The following is a 21032-nucleotide window of genomic DNA, read 5'->3' as shown; positions in this document are numbered from 1 at the left end:
AAATTAAAATTCTTGATTTGTGGCTGTATTTGCTGGTTTCTTAGCAAGATTATGAGGGTAAATAGTATTTACAACTACTTTTAACGTTGATCCTTGAGCTAATATTGAAAGGATCACAACAGTATAGGTAATACTTACTATAACGTGACCTTCATCTGGTAAAGAAAGTGCTAAAGCAAGAGATATTCCTCCTCTTACACCAGACCATGCAACTAATAGATTATCTTTTGCTGAACCTTTAGTTAGTTTTTTATCAATAGCAGTTATTGGTATAGAGATGCTAATTAATCTTGCGAAAGTTACAATAAATATACCAGCAACACCGACCCAAAAAGCTCCCATGTTAAATGGAATACTAGTTAACTCTAGACCGATAAGTATAAATAAGAATGAGTTAAGCATATTATCAATAACCATCCAAAAGTTATCTACCTTATCAACTTGCTCAGGATAGTTCTTTTTACACTCAGATAAGTTGTTACCTATAAATAAACCTGCAACAACCATGGCAATAGGTCCTGACACATGTAAGCTATGTGCAATTACATATCCCATACTAGCTACAGCAAGTGTAACAAAAATAGATGTTTCGGAATCTCTATTTGTTTTTAGGAAAATAAGAGCTACTTGAGCAAAGATATAACCTAAAACAATACCACCACCAGCTTCAGTAGCAATTTGTTTAGTAATTAACCAAATATATGTATTAATGCTACTATGACTACTTAAAGCCTGACCAAATTCTCCACCACTACCAAAAAAGAAAATATTTGAAAGTACAACAAAAAGGACAATTCCTGTAGCGTCATTAAATAATGACTCTCCAACTACACGAGTTTTTATATGTTTAGGAATTGATTTATTACCAGCTAGTGTACTAATTACGGCTATTGGATCAGTTGGAGATATTAATGCTCCAAAAACTAAACAATAGCCAAAGCTAATATCAAAGTTTACTAGTAAACATAATCCATATATTAAGACTGCTGTAGTAACAGCTGATAATAGTAATCCTATACTTGCTAAGCCAAAAACTGCTTTTAGTTCTTTCTTTAGATCAATCATATTAAAGTGCAGAGCATTAGCAAATAATAAAAATGATAACATTCCATCTAAAACGGTAGTTTTAAAGTCAAAACTTGATAAGGCAACTACAAGAAAATTTGTATCACTTAGTAGCGATGCACACAATGCAGAGAAAGTTATTGAGAGAATTGTAAGACCAATAGCTTTAGGCAGTTTTAAAAACTTAGTATTAATATAGCTCATTAATGCTGCCACTACAGTTAATAAACTAAATAAAAAATATTCACTCATAAATATGTTCCTCTATAAGCCGCAGCTGTACTCCCAGCTACAGGCTTTTGATAGCTCTTCTAAAATACTATTTTGTATAAAAAAATCATCCTTTAGATCATTAAACTTATGCTTATTAAACATGAAACTATTTGTTTTAGTTTCTAGCTCAGTTACTTTATTTATATCTTGCTTAGATATATTTTTAAACTCGCTTTGGGTCATATGGATACAAGGTTGGCATTCTAAACTATGGTATGCAGGCTTAAATGGTAAGCTTTGAGTGAACTTCAAAATATCGTCATATTTCTTATCCAAAAGTGGATATCTTAAAGCTCTATAGTCATATCTTTCTTCTTCATCAAGGCTTTTTAACAATTGTGATACTTTTGATAGGTCTTTACGATGACTTAGTAATATATTAGCCTCACCATTAGGATCAAGTTCATCGATCTTATTAAGTAATGTTATACCTTTTAGAAAGCCTGCACACCAACTAAACTGCTGTGAAGGAAACTGTTTACGTGCCAAGACTAGCTCTTGAAAAGTATTTTCTGATTGTAGATGAAAATATCTAATATCCTCTTGATCAAGCCAGCTAAAAACTTCATTTAAATAATCATTCCAATTATCTGCTGCGAAACCAGTATCTACAGATAAAACACAGAAATTATTCCCTAAATTTTGTTTTGCCCAGCATATTAGTCCTAGAGAATGTATGCTGTAGTTAGCAATAATTATATTATCTAACTTCTGCATGCAACCTACATCCCTATAATATCTTTAATTTCTTTAAGTTTGTTAATAGCTGACGGGCGAACTTTGGCAGCTCCTTGAGAAAGTATCTCATCAACAACTTTAGGGTTGTTGATATAGTATTCGTACTTTTCACGTGCATCAGCTAAATATTCGTTTACTTTCTCAAATAATATTTGCTTTGCATCTCCCCAACCAAGACCGCCAGCTAAGTATTTATCTTTTAGAGAAGCAATTTCTGTTTCAGAGGCGATACTTTTATATATTGAAAATACTGTGCAATTATTAGGATCTTTTTTCTCTTCAGGTAACTGAGAATTAGTAATAATTTTCATTATTTGTTTTCTTAGTTTTTTCTCTGTTGAGAATATTTGTATAGTATTATCATAGCTCTTTGACATCTTACGACCATCTAGACCTAATATGGTCTGGCTATCTTCATTTGTAAAAGCTTGGGGTGCCTTAAGAGCTTGCTTTTTGTAGATATGGTTAAAGCGATTTGCTATATCTCTTGCAATCTCAATATGTTGGATTTGATCTTTACCTACAGGAACTAGATCAGCATCAAACATTAAGATATCTGCAGCCATAAGAACAGGATAGTTAAATAATCCCATAGTTATGCCTTTATCAGGATCGACATTTTCTTCTTGCATATTTTGATCTACTAGAGCTTTATATGCATGAGCACGGTTCAGTAGGCCTTTTGATGTGGTCGTGCTAATTATCCATGTTAATTCCATGATTTCAGGGATGTCAGATTGGCGATAGAAAGCAGCTTTTGCTGGATCTAGTCCAAGAGCAAGCCATGAAGATGCGATCTCGTATATATACTGTTGGCGTAATTTTTTATCCCATAACTTAATTAAGGAATGTTGATCAGCAATGAAGTATAAGCATCTATAATCTTCATTTTGTACCATTTCTATTGCAGGCTTAATCGCACCTATATAGTTCCCTAGATGAGGAGTTCCCGAAGGAGTAACTCCAGTTAAAATAATTTTTTGTGACATTTTAAGATTCCGTATTATAAAAAAGAAATATTAATAAAGCTTTTATTCAAAAGGAATTTTAGCATATTAAGATTTTTTTAATAAGGAATTTATGAAAAAAAGTGGAGCGGGAAACGAGGCTCGAACTCGCGACCCCAACCTTGGCAAGGTTGTGCTCTACCACTGAGCTATTCCCGCTTGAAACTATGGCACACCCAAAGGGATTCGAACCCCTAACCGCTCGGTTCGTAGCCGAGTACTCTATCCAGTTGAGCTATGGGTGCAAAAGTGAGATGTATTATAAATGCTTGTTTTTAATTAGTCAAGTTAGTTATGTCATTAATTGTTTCAATTAATTTATTTTCTAACTCTTGGTCGCTTAGATTTGTGTTATCGATTGTATAATCTGCGATTTTCTCTCTTTCATTATCTGAAATTTGAAGGTTTATAAAGGCAACAGCTTGTTGTCTATCTTTACCGTCACGCTCCATAAGTCTTCTGATTCTAGTTTCTAGATCTGCTTTGATAACGATTACTTTTTTTAGATAATCATAATGACGAATATTGTATGGTCCTAAAAGAGGAATATCTACAATTGTCATAGCAGTTTCAGATTCTCTAACTTGCTTTTTTATCTCTCTATTGATAACTGGGTGTAGATAATCTTCCAACCATTTTTTAGCCTCTTTTGATTCAGTAATAATAGCACGTAGCATAGCTCTATTTATTTGCTTATTTACTACTATGTCACTACCAAATTTCTCAGAAATGTTTTTAATCACAGATGCTTTTTTCGTGATTTCTCTACTTATAGTATCGGCACAAACTACGTTAAGATCCATTTTTTCTTTTAGAATCTTAGTAGCTGTTGATTTGCCGCTAGCTATACCACCTGTTATACCAATTGGAAAAGTTCTTATTATACTCATTATATTAATAACTTAAGTAAACAAATTATTTGAGGTCAAATTTTAATATTTTTTTTGTAAAAAGTCACATTTTTTTGATTAAAAAAGGTTTTAACTTTAAAATACAGCTAATTTCTTAGTTTATTTATAGAATGTTTTGACATTACAGAAGGTTATTTCAGACAAAATTAGTGCAGCTGGGCAGATCTCTTTTAGGGAGTTTATGCAGTTGGCTCTTTATTACCCAGAGATAGGGTATTACTCAGGGTCAAAGGATAAAATCTCGCCTCAGGGAGATTTTATAACAGCGACAACTCAAAGTTCACTTTTTGCCAGAACTTTTGCAAGACAATTTGCACTAGTGTTGTCCGAGCTCGGTAGAGATACTTATGTTATAGAGTTTGGGGCAGGTAATGGTAAATTTGCTACAGATTGTATGGATGAGTTGTTTAAGCTAGGACAATTGCCAGATAAATATATAATAATTGAACTGAGCAATGATCTTAAATTAAGGCAACAAGAATATATAAGAAAAAATATACCTGATTTATACGATAAGTTTCTTTGGTTAAATGAATTGCCTAAACAAAAATTAAAAGCTGTGGTTTTTGCTAATGAGGTTTTAGATGCAATGCCAGTTGATATCTTTACATCTAGAGAGGGGGCGATCTTTCAGCAAGGAGTTACATTTAAATGTGATGCTAGTTTTGAATTTGCTGATATGTCAGAGAATGATAATCGATTTACTTCAGAGATTAATAGGATATTGGGTGATGATATAACTTTTGCAGATGGTTATACAAGTGAAGTCAATACATGGATAAGGCCATGGATTAAGGCATTGAAAGATAGCTTATCTGAGGGGATTGTTTTTCTATGTGATTATGGTTATCACAGAGCAGAATATTATTCTAAGGAAAGAAATATGGGGACTTTGGCTTGTTACCATCATCATAAAGTTAATTTTGACCCATTTATTAATATTGGAGAGCAAGATATTACAGCACATGTTGATTTTACAACTGTTGCTGAAGCAGCAACTGAAGTTGGTTTTGAACTTGATGGCTATATGACTCAGGCAAACTTTTTAAAAAGATCAGGGATATCGGAAGTATTTACAGAACATTCTAAAAGCTTAAGTCAAAAAGATCAGCTAAGATATAATAATGATATAAAAGATCTTTTATTAAATGATAAGCTTGCAGAGGTGTTTAAGGTTATAGGTTTCTCTTTAAATTTCGATTTTATATTAGAGTCATTTGATAATGATGATAATATTGATTATTTATTATAGTTAATAGTAGTAGATTTTTTAGTCCTAAATTAGGTATTTTTAATTAATGAATTTTGTTAGTCTTACAATAAGACTTAGAAACTTGCTCTTAACTAGTTGATTGCAAGTGTTTATATCTTGTATTCTAGATATATAAACCCAAAAACACTCGAATATTGTACGCTAGAAGTTCTTTGTAGCTCAGTTCAGTCAAGAAAAACAAACGTAGGACTAATTAATAGGTTTCTAAAAACAAGAATCTTCGTTATAAGTAGGTTTAGTGTTTTTATTTGGCTCTAAATAAGCTTGTTTTGTTATTGTTGATATGAGTAGTGTTTGTATGTATGACTATAGAAATGCGTTATATAGTTGATGTTGCTTATCTATTGACTTATAATCAAACAAATAAGTTTTTTAATTTCGTTAATATTCGATTAATTCGGAGGACAAAGGATGTCGGATTTCACTAAAGATATTGATGCTTTGGAGACTCAAGAATGGCTTGAGGCTTTTGAAGATGTCGTTAAAAGAGAAGGCGTTGATAGAGCTAAGTTTTTATTTGAACAGCTTTTAACTAAAGGTTCAGAGTTAGGCATACAAAGTGCTTATTCTACAGCTAAGGTTAAGAGTTACATTAACTCTATCGATGTTAGTGAGCAACCTAGCTATCCAGGAGATATGGAGCTAGAAGAGCGAATTGAGGCCGTAAATAGATGGAACTCTGCTGTTATGGTTGCAGCAGCTAATAAAAAAGATGGCTCAATAGGTGGTCATATTGGTACTGGTGCTGGTGCTATGACTCTTTATGAGGTTGGTTTTAACCATTTCTGGAAAGCTCCAAATGATAATCATGCAGGTGATTTGATATTCTATCAAGGACATCTTTCTCCAATCGTGTATGCGCGTTCATTCTTAGAAGGTAGAATAACAGAGAAACAGTTAGAAAACTTTAGAAGACAAGCTTTTGATGGTGAGAATGCAGTATCTTCGTATCCGCATCCACATCTACAACCTACATATTGGCAGTTCCCAACAGTTTCTATGGGTCTAGGCCCTCTTCAAGCTATTTATCAAGCTAGATTTATGAAGTATTTAGAAGCTAGAGGATTAGCTGAAACTGCAGATCGTAAAGTTTGGGCTTTCTGTGGTGATGGTGAGATGGATGAACCAGAATCAATGGGTGCTATCACTAGAGCTGGTAGAGAAGGTTTAGATAATCTTATTTTCGTTATTAACTGTAACCTACAAAGATTAGATGGTCTTGTAAATGGTAATGGTAACATTGTTGAAGAGCTTGCTAATTCATTTATGGGTGCAGGATGGGATGTTATTAAAGTCCTCTGGAGTAGTGATTGGGATAAATTATTACAAGACCCAAAAGGCGGTAAGAAATTAGCACAAAGATTAAGTGAGCTTAATGATGGACAATTCCATACAATTAAAGCTCATGGTGGTGCTGAATGTCGTAGAGTTGTATTTAGTGGAGATGAAGATCTAGAAGCTTTAGCGAAAGATATGTCTGATGCTGATATTGCTTCTCTTCGTCGCGGAGGTCATGATCCATTAAAGATCTATGCTGCGTATAAGAAAGCTACTGAAACTAAAAATGGTCGTCCAATACTTATATTGCCAATGACTGTTAAAGGTTATGGTCTAGGTGAGTGGGGCGAGTCAAAAAATATTGCTCATAATGTTAAGAAGCTAGATACAGATGCACTTGAGCATATTAAAAATAGATTTAATGTTCCAGCAACAAAAGATGATGTTGAGAGCTATAGACTTATCAAGTTACCTGAAGATTCTCCAGAGATGAAATATCTTCATTCTAAGAGAAAAGATTTAGGTGGTTATATTCCTAAGAGATTAGAAAATAATCAAGCTTTAGAAGTTCCTAGTTACAAAGAATTTGCTAAAAGCCTATTAGATGATAGTGGTGATAGAGAGTTTTCTACAACAACTGCTTTCGTTAGAATATTGTCTCATTTAGCAAAAGACAAAAAGATTGGAAAACATATTGTACCAATAACAGTTGATGAGTCACGTACTTTTGGTATGGAAGGCTTATTTAGACAATTAGGTATATATAATCCACAAGGTCAACAGTATGTACCAGAAGATAAAAAGCAAGTTATGTTCTATAAAGAAAGTAAAGATGGACAAATTTTGCAAGAAGGTATTAACGAGCAGGGTGGATTAAGCTCTTGGTTAGCCGCAGCTACTTCTTATAGTGTGCACAAGGTACCTATGATTCCATTTATGATCTATTACTCAATGTTTGGTTTCCAAAGATTTGGAGATCTTGCTTGGGCTGCTGGAGACTCTATGGCAAAAGGTTTCTTGCTTGGAGGAACATCTGGTCGTACGACAATTAATGGTGAAGGCTTACAGCACGAAGATGGACATAGCCATATTCAAGCTGGACTTATTCCTAGCTGTATATCATATGACCCTACATATGCTTATGAATTAGCGGTGATCATGGGTGAAGGTCTTAAGAGAATGTATGTGGATGGTGAGCATGTTTTCTACTATATTACAGTAATGAATGAAAACTATTCTCATAGAGCAATGCCTGAAGGTGTTGAAGAAGGTATTCTTAAAGGTTTATATAAACTAGAAGATAACAAACCTGCTGATAAGCACGTTCAATTAATGGGTTCTGGTACTATCTTAAGAGAGGTTGAAGCAGCTTCTAAAATGCTGAAAGAAGAATATGGTATAACTTCTAATGTTTGGAGTATGACTTCTGCAAATGAGCTATATAGAGATGCTAAAAATGTAGCTAGAACAAACATGCTTCACCCAACAGATAAGAAAAAAGAAAGTTATATTGAGCAATGCTTTAAAAATGAGCAAGGCCCAGTTGTTGCATCTACTGATTATATTAAATTATATACTGATCAGCTTAGAGAGTTTATCCCAAGTACATTTGTAAGCTTAGGTACTGATGGATATGGTAGATCTGATAGTAGAGCAGCTTTACGTAGCTTCTTTGAAGTAGATAGATATCATGTGGTTGTTGCATCATTATATGCTTTACATTTAGATGGTAAAGTTGAGGCTAGTGAAGTTAAAGCGGCAATTGAAAAGTACAATATAGACCCAGAGCGTGTAGCTCCATTTTATAGCTAATCGGTAAGGAGATATAAATGTCTATAGAGATAGTTAAGGTTCCTGATATTGGGGATTATGATAGTGTTGATGTGATTGAAGTAAATGTTGCTGAAGGTGATGTTATCGCTGAAGAAGATTCTTTAATTACATTAGAAACTGATAAGGCTAGTATGGAGGTTCCATCTCCAGTAGCTGGTAAAGTTGTTAAACTAACTGTGAAAGTTGGTGATAAAGTTTCAGAAGGTTCAGCAATTATGGAAGTTGAAGTTGCTGGTGCTGAAACTGCAGAAGAGCCTAAACAAGAAGCTAGTCCAGCACCTGCTAGTCAGCAAGCTACACAAGTAGTAGATGTTGAAGTTCCTGATATTGGAGATTATGATAGTGTTGATGTTATTGAAGTATCTGTAGCTGTTGGCGATGAGGTTGCTGAAGAAGATTCTTTAATTACATTAGAAACTGATAAGGCTAGTATGGAGGTTCCATCTCCAGTAGCAGGTAAGGTTGTAGAACTTATTGCGAAAGTTGGTGATAAAGTTTCTCAAGGTAGTTTGATTCTTAAAGTTGAGACTGGGGCGACTGGATCTGCCTCAGTTGAACAGTCAACTACACAAGAAGCATCAGCGCCTACTCAAGCTTCTGAAGAAGTTGTTGATGTACAAGTTCCAGATATCGGTGATTATGATAGCGTTGATGTTATCGAGGTGTCTGTGGCTGTTGGTGATAAAATTGAAGAAGAAGATTCTTTAGTTACATTAGAGACTGATAAGGCTAGTATGGAAGTTCCATCTCCAGTAGCAGGAGAGGTGGTTGAAGTTATTACAAAAGTTGGTGATAAAGTTTCTCAAGGTAGCTTAATCTTAAAAGTTAAGACTCAAGGATCTGCTCCAGCAGTAGCACCTAGTCAGCCTGCCAAACAAGAAGCTCCTAAGCAAGACTCTAAGTCTACTCCTGCACCTGCACCAGCTCAAAGTAGTGTTAATGAGTATGCAGTAGATAACTCAAACGCTCATGCTTCTCCAGCTGTTAGAAAGCTAGCTAGAATTTTAAATGTTGATTTAAGCAAAGTAAAAGCTACAGGTCGTAAAGGTCGTGTAACAAAAGAAGATTGCTATAACTATATCAAACATGCTGTAACACAAGTTCAAACTGGTAAAGTTGCTGCAAGTGGTAGTGGTTTAGATCTTTTAGATGATCCTGTTGTTGATTTCTCTAAATTTGGTGAGATTGAAACACAGCCTTTAACTCGTATTAATAAAATTAGTGCGAAAAACCTACATAGAAACTGGGTGAAAATTCCTCATGTAACTTTCTATGATGATGCTGATGTTACGGATCTTGAAGAGTTTAGGAAAGCTAAAAAAGGATTTGCTGAGAAAATGGGTGTGAAAATCACTCCATTATCATTCTTAGTAAAAGCTGCAGCGGTAGCGCTACAAGAATTCCCAAGAATGAACAGTTCTCTTTCAAACGATGGAGAGAACTTAATTCTTAAGAAATATTATAATATTGGTTTTGCGGCGGATACTCCAGCAGGACTAATGGTTCCAGTTATCAAAGATGCTGACAAAAAAGGTATCATTGAAATATCAAAAGATATTATGGAATTGGCTGGTAAGGCTCGTGATGGTAAGCTAGGCTCTAAAGATATGTCTGGAGCTACATTTACTATCTCAAGTATTGGTGTGCTTGGAACTACAGCGTTTACACCTATTATTAATATGCCGGAAGTGGCTATTATGGGTGTATCTAAAACTGCAGTTAAGCCAGTTTGGAATGGTAAAGAATTTGAACCTAGAACTATGTTACCTTTATCTATGTCAGCTGATCATAGAGTTATTGATGGTGCATTAGCTGCTAAGTTCTTAACAAGATATAGTCAGATTCTTTCTGATTTGCGTGAAATCATAATGTAAATGTAAACACGGAGTTTTATAAAATGAGTGATATTAAAACACAAGTTGTAGTTTTAGGTAGTGGTCCTGGTGGATATAGTGCAGCATTTAGAGCGGCTGACTTAGGACTAGAAGTTGTTTTAGTAGAAAGATATGAAAATATCGGTGGTGTATGTCTAAATGTTGGTTGTATTCCATCAAAAGCACTTCTTCATATTGCTAAAGTTATTAATGAAGCTAGACATTTAGCAGCTGATGGTATCATCGAAATGGGTGATATGAAAATCAATAAAGACAAAGTTCTTAAGTATAAGAATGATGTTGTAAGCAAGCTTACTGGTGGTTTAAAGGGTATGGCTCAGATGAGAAAAGTAAAAATCGTACAAGGTTACGGTAAATTTACATCTGACAAAGAGCTTGCTGTAGAAGCTGCTGATGGTAAGGTTACAAAAATTACTTTTGATAATTGTATTATTGCTGCTGGTTCTAGTGTAATTAATTTACCATTTGTCCCTGAAGATGACAGAATCATTGATTCAACAGGTGCTCTTGAAATGAAAGAAATTCCTGAGACTATGCTTGTAGTTGGTGGTGGTATTATTGGTCTTGAGATGGCGCAGGTTTATTCTGAGCTTGGTACTAAGATTACAGTTGTTGAGTTTGCTGATCAGCTTATGAACGGTGTTGATAAAGACATGGTCAAAGCTTATGAGAAAATGAACAAAAAATATGAAGTTCGCCTAAAAACTGGTGTTACAGCTATGGAAGCTAAGAAAGATGGTATCTATGTAACAATGGAAGGTGAACATCCTGCTAAAGAAGAGCGTTATGATAGAGTTCTTATGGCTATTGGTCGTAAACCAAATGGTAAGCTTATCGATGCAGAAAAAGCGGGTGTTAAAGTTGATGAAAGAGGCTTTATCCCTGTGGATAAGCAACTTCGTACAAATGTGCCGCACATTTTTGCAATTGGTGATATTGTTGGTCAACCTATGCTTGCTCATAAAGCTGTACCGGAAGGAAGAACAGCTGCTGAAGTTATTTCTGGTTTAAATCATAGTTTTGATCCTTTAGTAATTCCTTCAGTTGCTTATACTGATCCAGAAGTTGCTTGGGTTGGTGAAACTGAAACTTCTGCAAAAGCTAAAGGTATTAAGTATGAGAAGGGTGTATTCCCGTGGGCTGCTAGTGGTAGATCACTAAGTATTGGTAGATCAGAAGGGATGACTAAGGTTCTATTTGATGAAAATCATAGAATCATTGGTACTTCTATTGTTGGTACGAATGCTGGTGAACTTATTTCTGAAGCAGCACTTGCTATTGAAATGGGTTGTGATGCTGAAGATATCGCTCTTACAGTTCATCCACACCCAACTCTTTCTGAGAGTTTGATGATGGCTACAGAAGTGTTTGAAGGTACTGCAACAGATCTGCCTCCTCAGAAAAAGAAAAAATAAACTCTAATTTTCTTCTCAAATTATTTAATTCTAGAAAATCTACCTTAAAATATATCAAAAAATAAATTTTACTATGTCTACAAATAGCTGGAAAAAAGCTCTGAAGGAGTCATTTTATTCTCCTTTGGAGCTATTGAATTTTTTAGAAATAAATAATGATATTGCAAAAGTTTCGTTTAAGGCAGTAAATCATTTTAAAATGATTGTTCCAAAATCTTTCGCTAATAGAATGGAGAAAGGCAATATTAATGATCCATTATTAAAACAAGTCTTGCCAACTGTAGATGAAGAAGTTATAGATAGTAATTATAGTAGTGATCCGCTAGATGAAAAAAAGTATAATAAAATCCCAGGATTGTTGCACAAGTATCATGGAAGAGTTTTATTAATTGCTCACACAAGCTGTGCTGTGCACTGTAGATATTGCTTTCGTAAAGAGTTTGACTATAAGGACAATATTCCTGGTAGAAAAGATTGGCTTAAAACTTTTGATTATATAAGAAATGATCCAAGTATTGAGGAAGTTATTTTAAGTGGAGGAGATCCTTTACTAAATAATGACGATGTTCTGGAGTTCTTTTTAAATGAGATACGAGGAATATCACATATTAAGAGAATAAGGATTCACTCAAGAATACCTATTGTCTTGCCAGAAAGAATAACTGAAACTTTGCTAGATATTTTTTCTAGGTGTGAGTTAGATATAGTTCTTGTAGCACATGCAAATCACCCTAATGAGATAGATACTAATATTAGTAAAGTATTAAGGAAAATACATAAGTCAGGAGTTATCGTTTTAAATCAAAGCACAATGCTTAGAGGTGTAAATGATGATCCAGATGTATTATATGCACTAAGTACAAAATTAATTAGGGCAAGAGTTATTCCTTATTATATACATTTGTTAGATCCGGTTTCTGGAACTAAGCACTTTAATATTGATAATGCTAAAGATATTATGAAAAAGCTTTCTGAGATTTCATCAGGCTATATGGTGCCTATATTAACTAAAGAAGATCCTGGATATCCATCTAAGAAATGGATCTCATTCCATAAATAATAGTATCTCATTAATTAGCATTAATTATTCATCAAAAAAAGATATTTAATCTTAGTTCTTCTATATTATTAAGTTAGATTATACTCTTACTTATATAGTGTAGTGATTAAGAGTAGATATTTTCGTTTATGAGAGTTTATAAATTTTTATATATAGCTGTTATGTTTTTCATGTTTAGTATAGTTTCTGCTAATAGTGAAAATAATCCTTCATCTGGCAAGACAGCAAAACAAATGCAACAATATATTAATACAAGTAAAGATTGTATGATTGTGCAAAATAAAAAACAGATAGTATTAAAGTGCGGTGATAATATGATATTTGTAACACCGCAAGGTGTAGGGATTAAAACTCCTAATGTTTCGAAATTTTGGAGTTAGAAAATATTTCTACAAATATATTAATATCTTAAATTAAATCATTTTTTATTAAATAGTATATAAATAATTTCATTTAATAGTTTTTTTGTACTTATTATTATTTTATAAATAATTTCATTTAATAGTTTTTTTGTACTTATTATTATTTTGCGTATTTGCTGCAAAAAGGAGGTATTTTTGGTGATTAAGTACTTGACAGAGGTGTTTTTAGGGTGTTTTTTTTGAGTAATTTGAGTGTAATAAATAAAAAGTGCAAAAACTTCAAAATTTTTCAAAAAAGTACTTGCGTTTTTGTTAGAGGATGCGTATTATATGTCTTCACCGGCTGACGAGTGATGTCAACGGTAGGAAGCTAAGGCTTTTGAGATATTTAATAGATATATTATATACAAACACTTTGTTAAAGAATTTGAGTATCAGTAGTTAGAGTCAGAATTTGAGAATTAAACTGAAGAGTTTGATCCTGGCTCAGATTGAACGCTGGTGGCATGCTTAACACATGCAAGTCGAACGGTAACAGGAGAAGCTTGCTTCTTGCTGACGAGTGGCGGACGGGTGAGTAACGCGTAGGAATCTGCCCATCTGTGGGGGATACCAGTTGGAAACGACTGTTAATACCGCATAATATCTGCGGATTAAAGGTGGCCTTTGTGCTGCCGCAGATGGATGAGCCTGCGTTAGATTAGCTTGTTGGTGGGGTAAGGGCCTACCAAGGCTACGATCTATAGCTGATTTGAGAGGATGATCAGCCACATTGGGACTGAGACACGGCCCAAACTCCTACGGGAGGCAGCAGTGGGGAATATTGGACAATGGGGGAAACCCTGATCCAGCAATGCCATGTGTGTGAAGAAGGCTCTAGGGTTGTAAAGCACTTTAGTTGGGGAGGAAAGCTTATAGGTTAATAGCTTATGAGAAGGACGTTACCCAAAGAATAAGGACCGGCTAACTCCGTGCCAGCAGCCGCGGTAATACGGGGGGTCCGAGCGTTAATCGGAATTACTGGGCGTAAAGGGTCTGTAGGTGGTTTGTTAAGTCAGATGTGAAAGCCCAGGGCTCAACCTTGGAACTGCATTTGATACTGGCAAACTAGAGTATGGTAGAGGAATGGGGAATTTCTGGTGTAGCGGTGAAATGCGTAGAGATCAGAAGGAACACCAATGGCGAAGGCAACATTCTGGACCAATACTGACACTGAGGGACGAAAGCGTGGGGATCAAACAGGATTAGATACCCTGGTAGTCCACGCTGTAAACGATGAGTACTAGCTGTTGGATTCGGTGTAAAGGATCTAGTGGCGCAGCTAACGCGTTAAGTACTCCGCCTGGGGACTACGGCCGCAAGGCTAAAACTCAAAGGAATTGACGGGGACCCGCACAAGCGGTGGAGCATGTGGTTTAATTCGATGCAACGCGAAGAACCTTACCTGGTCTTGACATCCTGCGAACTTTCTAGAGATAGATTGGTGCCTTCGGGAACGCAGTGACAGGTGCTGCACGGCTGTCGTCAGCTCGTGTTGTGAAATGTTGGGTTAAGTCCCGCAACGAGCGCAACCCCTATTGATAGTTACCATCATTAAGTTGGGTACTCTATTGAGACTGCCGCTGACAAGGCGGAGGAAGGTGGGGACGACGTCAAGTCATCATGGCCCTTACGACCAGGGCTACACACGTGCTACAATGGGTATTACAGAGGGCTGCGAAGGTGCGAGCTGGAGCGAAACTCAGAAAGGTACTCTTAGTCCGGATTGCAGTCTGCAACTCGACTGCATGAAGTCGGAATCGCTAGTAATCGCAGGTCAGAATACTGCGGTGAATACGTTCCCGGGTCTTGTACACACCGCCCGTCACACCATGGGAGTGGGTTGCTCCAGAAGTAGATAGCTTAACGAATGGGCGTTTACCACGGAGTGATTCATGACTGGGGTGAAGTCGTAACAAGGTAGCCGTAGGGGAACCTGCGGCTGGATCACCTCCTTAACGGAAATACGAAAAAATAGAAATAAGCTTTAACTCTGATTTGAATGATTTAGCTTAGTGTTTGTAGATAATATATTTTAGTGTAAATAGAATACGGGTCTGTAGCTCAGTTGGTTAGAGCGCACCCCTGATAAGGGTGAGGTCGGTAGTTCGAGTCTACTCAGACCCACCAGTTTTTTTGGGGCCATAGCTCAGCTGGGAGAGCACCTGCTTTGCACGCAGGGGGTCAGCGGTTCGATCCCGCTTGGCTCCACCATTATTTTATTTGCATGAAGATAGAGATATTTAACAATTTAGTATAGAAATAGACTTAAGAGAATAAGTGCAAGCGGTGGATGCCTTGGCATTCAGAGGCGATGAAGGACGTGATAATCTGCGATAAGCTTCGGGGAGATGGTAAATAATCTTTGATCCGGAGATTTCCGAATGGGGGAACCCACCTAGCACAAGCTAGGTACTCACTCGACATAGAGTGTAGAGCGAACGAGGGGAACTGAAACATCTAAGTACCCTTAGGAAGAGAAATCAATTGAGATTCCCATAGTAGCGGCGAGCGAAGTGGGAAGAGCCTGGTATGATTTAGCTGTAATTATAGTAGAACAAGTTGGGAAGCTTGACGATAGAGGGTGATAGTCCCGTATACGAAATAATCACAGTGGAACTAAGCATACGAACAAGTAGGACGGGGCACGTGGAACCTTGTCTGAATATGGGGGGACCATCCTCCAAGGCTAAATACTCCTGAATGACCGATAGTGAACTAGTACCGTGAGGGAAAGGTGAAAAGAACCCTTATAAAGGGAGTGAAATAGAATCTGAAACCGCTTGCATACAAGCAGTAGGAGCATTATTTAGTAATGTGACTGCGTACCTTTTGTATAATGGGTCAGCGAGTTACTTTTAGTGGCGAGGATAACTGAATAAGGGATCCGTAGCGAAAGCGAGTCTTAATAGGGCGAATAGTCGCTAGGAGTAGACCCGAAACCGGCGCGATCTATCCATGGCCAGGTTGAAGGTTGGGTAATACCAACTGGAGGACCGAACCCAATAATGTTGCAAAATTATGGGATGAGCTGTGGATCGGAGTGAAAGGCTAATCAAGCACGGAGATAGCTGGTTCTCCCCGAAAACTATTTAGGTAGTGCCTCGTGTATAACTCATTGGGGTAAAGCACTGTTTCGACGATGGGGGTTTTACGACCTTACTGACTCGATGCAAACTCAGAATACGATGAAGTTCAATCACGGGAGACACACTGCGGGTGCTAAGGTCCGTAGTGGAAAGGGAAACAGCCCAGACCGCCAACTAAGGTCCCCAAGTCATAGCTAAGTGGGAAACGAAGTGGGAAGGCCCAGACAGCCAGGAGGTTGGCTTAGAAGCAGCCACCCTTTAAAGAAAGCGTAATAGCTCACTGGTCGAGTCGGCCTGCACGTAAGATTTAACGGGGCTAAGCTATGCACCGAAGTTGCGGAATATATAGTATATATTGGTAGGGGAGCGTTCTGTAAGCCGATGAAGGTGAATTGAGAAGTTTGCTGGAGGTATCAGAAGTGCGAATGCTGACATGAGTAACGTAAAATAAGTGAGATTCTTATTGGCCGAAAACCCAAGGATTCCTACGCAATGTTAATCAACGTAGGGTAAGCCGGCCCCTAAGGCGTAGCTGAAGAGTGAAGTCGATGGGAAACAGGTTAATATTCCTGTGCCGCTTATATGAACGAAGGAGGGACGGAGAAGGTTAGGTAGGCCTGGCGAATGGTTGTCCAGGTGAAAGTATGTAGGTAGAGATGTTAGGCAAATCCGGCATCTTGTTGATCTGAGGTACGAGACGAAGTCAAACTTGTTTGACGAAGCTATTGATACCAAGCTTCCAGGAAAAGCTTCTAAGTATATTGTATAAGCGACCGTACTCTAAACCGACACTGGTGGGTAGGTAGAGAATACTAAGGCTATGAGATAACTCTGGTGAAGGAACTAGGCAAAATGACACCGTAACTTTGGAAGAAGGTGTGCCCTTGATGGTGATAAGACTTGCTCTTTGAGCTGTTGGGGGTTGCAGATACCAGGTGGCTGCGACTGTTTATCAAAAACACAGCACTCTGCTAAATCGTAAGATGAAGTATAGGGTGTGACGCCTGCCCGGTGCTGGAAGGTTAATTGAAGGGGTTAGCGCAAGCGAAGCTCTGGATCGAAGCCCCAGTAAACGGCGGCCGTAACTATAACGGTCCTAAGGTAGCGAAATTCCTTGTCGGGTAAGTTCCGACCTGCACGAATGGCGTAACGACGGCCACACTGTCTCCACCAGAGACTCAGTGAAATTGAAATCGCTGTGAAGATGCAGTGTACCCGCGGTTAGACGGAAAGACCCCGTGAACCTTTACTACAGCTTTGCACTGGACTTTGAATATTTATGTGTAGGATAGGTGGGAGACTTTGAAGCAGTCACGCTAGTGATTGTGGAGTCGTCCTTGAAATACCACCCTTGAATATTTAGAGTTCTAACTCAGGAGAGATTCGAGGACAGTGTATGGTGGGTAGTTTGACTGGGGCGGTCTCCTCCCAAAGAGTAACGGAGGAGTACGAAGGTGCACTCGGCATGGTCGGAAATCATGCCAAGAGTATAAAGGCAAAAGTGCGCTTGACTGCGAGAGTGACGGCTCGAGCAGGTACGAAAGTAGGTCTTAGTGATCCGGTGGTCCCGTATGGAAGGGCCATCGCTCAACGGATAAAAGGTACTCCGGGGATAACAGGCTGATTCCTCCCAAGAGTTCATATCGACGGAGGAGTTTGGCACCTCGATGTCGGCTCATCACATCCTGGGGCTGAAGCAGGTCCCAAGGGTATGGCTGTTCGCCATTTAAAGTGGTACGCGAGCTGGGTTCAGAACGTCGTGAGACAGTTCGGTCCCTATCTGCCGTGGGCGTTAGAGATTTGAGAAGAGTTGCTCCTAGTACGAGAGGACCGGAGTGAACGAACCACTGGTGTTCCGGTTGTTTCGCCAGAAGCATTGCCGGGTAGCTACGTTCGGAAGGGATAACCGCTGAAAGCATCTAAGCGGGAAGCCTCCTTCAAGATTAGATCTCTCTAGTTTTAAACTAGTAAGGAACGTTGGAGACTACGACGTTGATAGGCTGGGTGTGGAAGTACAGCAATGTATGAAGCTTACCAGTACTAATGATCCGAGAGACTTAAGTCTATTTCTATGCTGAATTGTTAAATATCTTTATAAGATATATAACCCAAAACACAGTTTTGGCGATGATAGCTTGTAGGAACCACCTGATCCCATTCCGAACTCAGAAGTGAAACTACAATACGCCGATGATAGTCTGGCATTGCCCAGGTGAAAGTAGGTAGTCGCCATCTTATTCCATATCAAAGACTTATCGTGATAAGCAATTAAAAGCCTCGCCTTAAAAAGCGGGGCTTTTTCGTTTCTGGACTCTAATTTTGTGATATTATTTAAATAGTTGGTTAATTAATATCTATTTATATAATAATGAAAAATTTCAATGATGTGTCGCTGTATTATGAACAGTTAAATTCTCAAAAAGATCTTAAAAAAAAGCATCATCAAATCCAAACTTATTATCTTAAAGCTTGGTGTAATTCAAATGACAAGTTGTTCTATATTACAGAAACAGGGAAGATTGCACAAAATAATGCTAAAAGTTTAGGAATGGTAATAGATGGATACAAAGCTAATCCTATAAATCAAGAGGATTATAAATATATTTCGTCAATTATTAATAATATTCAACCTAATGATAATATGAGGAAGTTATGTGTTATTTTTGAGTTTGTTTATCATAGTAGGAATAATGAAAAGCTTAATTCAAATGCTATTGAGAATGAGTATTGTCAAATAGAGGAAGCTATGAATCCTTTAATAAAAATAGCAAAAGCTAACTTTATAGATTATGAAATAATTTTGAAATTTAAAGAATCAATTGTAAGATATGTCGTGCATCAGTTTTATAGAACCGATCATGCTAAGAAAGTTTTTTTAGATAAATGGTGTAAAAATGATATAGAAAAAGAGATATATCAAAGGCATTACTGGTTTCTTGGAATTTTATTAGGTGAAAATTATCTTACTAACATAAAGTCGTCTCATATAGTTATTATGAATAATAATACTGATGAAAATTTTATTACTTCTACAAATCCAGTTATGATAAGAAATGGCTATAATAGATTCTTTATGCCGTTATCTCCAAAACAAGCTATTACTATTATTTTTGATGATAGTTCTTATAATTCTCAAAAAGTTGATGAATTAAGCAAGGAAATAGTAGACTATTGTAATAAAGAAATTTATGAAAATTCTAAAAGCTATGGTGGATGTCTTGTTTCTAAGGAAGAGAACGATTTAAAGTTATTCCAAAATTTAGTCTAAAAATTAGCTTTCCAAGAATTTTTATTGATGAGTCTGTATTTTAATTTATATATTGGTTTTCATTAGAGTTATGGTGAACAACAACATTATTGTACATTACAAAGGATGGTTGCTGTTTTTTATTATCTTGTTTACTAATTTTATCAGCTTCTATCTGAAGATTACTGACTTGTTCCTGAAGAGATTTAATAATTGAATCTACTGATTTTTGGGAGTTAATATTTTGATTATTAGCTGCATATACGGAGCTACACAAGATTAAAGTTGTTAAGATGATTTTCAAAGCTTTGCTTAATCTAGTCATATCTATAATAGCATTTTTAATGTATTATGTAATATTACTCCTTTGAGATCTTAACGCAAGTATACAAGGTAAAGAAAGATTATTAGGCCAATATAGGTCAGTGGAAATGCAGCTCTTGAAAAGATATCTACATTTCTTGCTAGAGACTGTTTATTTGTTTTAACAAGCCAATATACTATCAGACTCTCTAATACTGTAGAAAATAGTATTGAGAATGATAGTAATAAGAACCCATCAGTAAATGTTAGATAATCAATATCAGGCATTTCTCCTTCAACTAAAAACTGATAGGCAATGACCGAGAGTATTCCAATAAATGAAATATTTAACCTATCTGATAGAGCCTTTGTATCCATCCAAAAGACGGCCCACATAGCTAGTACTAATAGAGATAAAGGAACTAAAACTTTTAGTAAAATATTTACAGGTTTTCTTTCTAGAGATATATTAAATGTAAGCATAGATATTTTACTTGGCTTACCATAGTATTGCTTAACAGGTGTACTACTTTCGAGATTAAAATTTCTAAGCTGCCATTCTGCGATATTAACATTAGGGTGATCTTTAATATAGTCTTTAACTGTGACTTTATAATCAGGATCTACTTTTAATTGTACTTCATTGGCATTGTAGCCGAATGGTATAATATAGGCACTTAACTTTTGTTTATCAAATGGGAATTTTCTTAGTTGCATAGGAGTTTCTAGTGCTAAAGTTCTTTGCTCTGTGTATACCACATCACCATTTGGATAGATTCTCAACTGTCTTGATTTTATTTGAGGACTTCCAATTTCATTTATTATCGATATCTGAGGTCGCCATCCTTCAAAAATTTCATCATATTGAAAATTTCCTTGATAGTTCTTATATTCTTGTCCATCTTTTTTAGGATCAAATGCTAGTCTTGAATCATGCCATTTAAACTTAAATATAGCATCAATCTGAATCTGTTCATTTACCTCATCTAGGTTTTGAATATCTGTAATAAATGCTGTCACATAAACAATAGTTGGTTTTTTAGGCGGTGTGCTACCATAACAGTAAGCATTAATAGAGGTTATTAGTAAAAAAAATAATATTAGAAACTTAGTTCGCTTTAGCATGTGGTTTTTTATCCTAAGTCTATGCATGATTTTATTATACTTAATTTATTCTTTTAGTTCTAATGTATAGGATTATTAGATCTAAGATATACAAGATGTATGTTATTTGAAGTAAAAGA

The 21032-nt window shown here is 36.4% G+C and carries 13 protein-coding genes, 4 tRNA genes and 3 rRNA genes; 12 read left to right on the top strand and 8 right to left on the bottom strand.

Annotated elements, in window-relative coordinates; genetic code table 11:
* Window positions 1-3: 3 nt before the first annotated feature.
* From FIP56_RS08580 to coaE, 6 genes are all read right to left on the bottom strand, one after another.
* The gene (locus tag FIP56_RS08580) at window positions 4-1317 is read right to left on the bottom strand and encodes a sodium:proton antiporter (RefSeq protein WP_192578503.1); all 1314 of its coding nucleotides are present in this window, start codon (window positions 1315-1317) and stop codon (window positions 4-6) included.
* Between the two features lie 12 nt (window positions 1318-1329).
* On the bottom strand, window positions 1330-2055 hold the full coding sequence (locus FIP56_RS08575) for a hypothetical protein (protein WP_192578502.1): 726 nt from the start codon (window positions 2053-2055) through the stop codon (window positions 1330-1332).
* 5 nt (window positions 2056-2060) lie between these two features.
* A complete protein-coding gene (trpS, locus tag FIP56_RS08570) occupies window positions 2061-3065 on the bottom strand; it encodes a tryptophan--tRNA ligase (protein ID WP_192578501.1) in 1005 nt (334 codons plus the stop codon).
* A 102-nt stretch (window positions 3066-3167) separates the two neighbouring features.
* Window positions 3168-3242, bottom strand: a tRNA-Gly gene (locus tag FIP56_RS08565).
* Between the two features lie 9 nt (window positions 3243-3251).
* Window positions 3252-3328: transfer RNA gene (locus FIP56_RS08560), tRNA-Arg, on the bottom strand.
* A gap of 30 nt (window positions 3329-3358) precedes the next feature.
* Window positions 3359-3973, bottom strand: coding sequence for a dephospho-CoA kinase (coaE, locus tag FIP56_RS08555; protein WP_192578500.1), 615 nt, complete (start codon window positions 3971-3973; stop codon window positions 3359-3361).
* A 136-nt stretch (window positions 3974-4109) separates the two neighbouring features.
* Between coaE and FIP56_RS08550 the strand changes: the two genes are divergently transcribed.
* The 12 genes from FIP56_RS08550 to FIP56_RS08495 all read left to right on the top strand — a co-directional run bounded on the left by FIP56_RS08550 (window position 4110) and on the right by FIP56_RS08495 (window position 19506).
* Window positions 4110-5246 carry an SAM-dependent methyltransferase gene (locus FIP56_RS08550; protein ID WP_192578499.1) on the top strand — a complete coding sequence of 379 codons (1137 nt, stop codon included), beginning with the start codon at window positions 4110-4112 and terminating at the stop codon, window positions 5244-5246.
* A 432-nt stretch (window positions 5247-5678) separates the two neighbouring features.
* Window positions 5679-8357, top strand: a complete 2679-nt coding sequence (gene aceE, locus FIP56_RS08545; protein ID WP_192578498.1) for a pyruvate dehydrogenase (acetyl-transferring), homodimeric type — start codon at window positions 5679-5681, stop codon at window positions 8355-8357.
* Window positions 8358-8374: 17 nt separating this feature from the next.
* Entirely contained in the window at window positions 8375-10252 is a 1878-nt protein-coding gene (gene aceF, locus FIP56_RS08540) for a pyruvate dehydrogenase complex dihydrolipoyllysine-residue acetyltransferase (RefSeq protein WP_192578497.1), read from the top strand.
* A 23-nt stretch (window positions 10253-10275) separates the two neighbouring features.
* Complete coding sequence (lpdA, locus tag FIP56_RS08535) at window positions 10276-11688, top strand: dihydrolipoyl dehydrogenase (protein WP_192578496.1); 1413 nt, start codon at window positions 10276-10278, stop codon at window positions 11686-11688.
* A gap of 73 nt (window positions 11689-11761) precedes the next feature.
* Complete coding sequence (gene epmB / locus FIP56_RS08530) at window positions 11762-12748, top strand: EF-P beta-lysylation protein EpmB (RefSeq protein WP_192578495.1); 987 nt, start codon at window positions 11762-11764, stop codon at window positions 12746-12748.
* A gap of 128 nt (window positions 12749-12876) precedes the next feature.
* Window positions 12877-13128 carry a hypothetical protein gene (locus FIP56_RS08525; RefSeq protein WP_192578494.1) on the top strand — a complete coding sequence of 84 codons (252 nt, stop codon included), beginning with the start codon at window positions 12877-12879 and terminating at the stop codon, window positions 13126-13128.
* Window positions 13129-13573: 445 nt separating this feature from the next.
* A 16S ribosomal RNA gene (locus FIP56_RS08520) occupies window positions 13574-15107 on the top strand.
* 95 nt (window positions 15108-15202) lie between these two features.
* Window positions 15203-15279: transfer RNA gene (locus FIP56_RS08515), tRNA-Ile, on the top strand.
* An 8-nt stretch (window positions 15280-15287) separates the two neighbouring features.
* Window positions 15288-15363: transfer RNA gene (locus tag FIP56_RS08510), tRNA-Ala, on the top strand.
* Between the two features lie 52 nt (window positions 15364-15415).
* A 23S ribosomal RNA gene (locus FIP56_RS08505) occupies window positions 15416-18303 on the top strand.
* 55 nt (window positions 18304-18358) lie between these two features.
* A 5S ribosomal RNA gene (rrf, locus tag FIP56_RS08500) occupies window positions 18359-18473 on the top strand.
* The 16S, 23S and 5S rRNA genes sit together here with 2 tRNA genes alongside, the layout of an rRNA operon.
* Window positions 18474-18606: 133 nt before the next feature.
* Entirely contained in the window at window positions 18607-19506 is a 900-nt protein-coding gene (locus FIP56_RS08495; protein WP_192578493.1) for a DUF4238 domain-containing protein, read from the top strand.
* Window positions 19507-19546: 40 nt separating this feature from the next.
* Here the strand turns inward: FIP56_RS08495 and FIP56_RS08490 are convergent, their stop codons facing one another.
* Together FIP56_RS08490 and FIP56_RS08485 are read right to left on the bottom strand one after the other, a co-directional pair.
* Complete coding sequence (locus FIP56_RS08490) at window positions 19547-19810, bottom strand: hypothetical protein (RefSeq protein ID WP_192578492.1); 264 nt, start codon at window positions 19808-19810, stop codon at window positions 19547-19549.
* A gap of 50 nt (window positions 19811-19860) precedes the next feature.
* Window positions 19861-20913 carry a ligand-gated ion channel gene (locus tag FIP56_RS08485; protein WP_192578491.1) on the bottom strand — a complete coding sequence of 351 codons (1053 nt, stop codon included), beginning with the start codon at window positions 20911-20913 and terminating at the stop codon, window positions 19861-19863.
* Window positions 20914-21032 lie beyond the last annotated feature (119 nt).

The sequence above is a fragment of the Francisella sp. LA112445 genome, from assembly GCF_012224145.1.
In the GTDB taxonomy this organism is placed as follows: domain Bacteria; phylum Pseudomonadota; class Gammaproteobacteria; order Francisellales; family Francisellaceae; genus Francisella.
The sequence above is the reverse complement of the archived record's forward strand: the minus strand, read 5'-3'. Positions and strand labels throughout refer to the sequence as shown.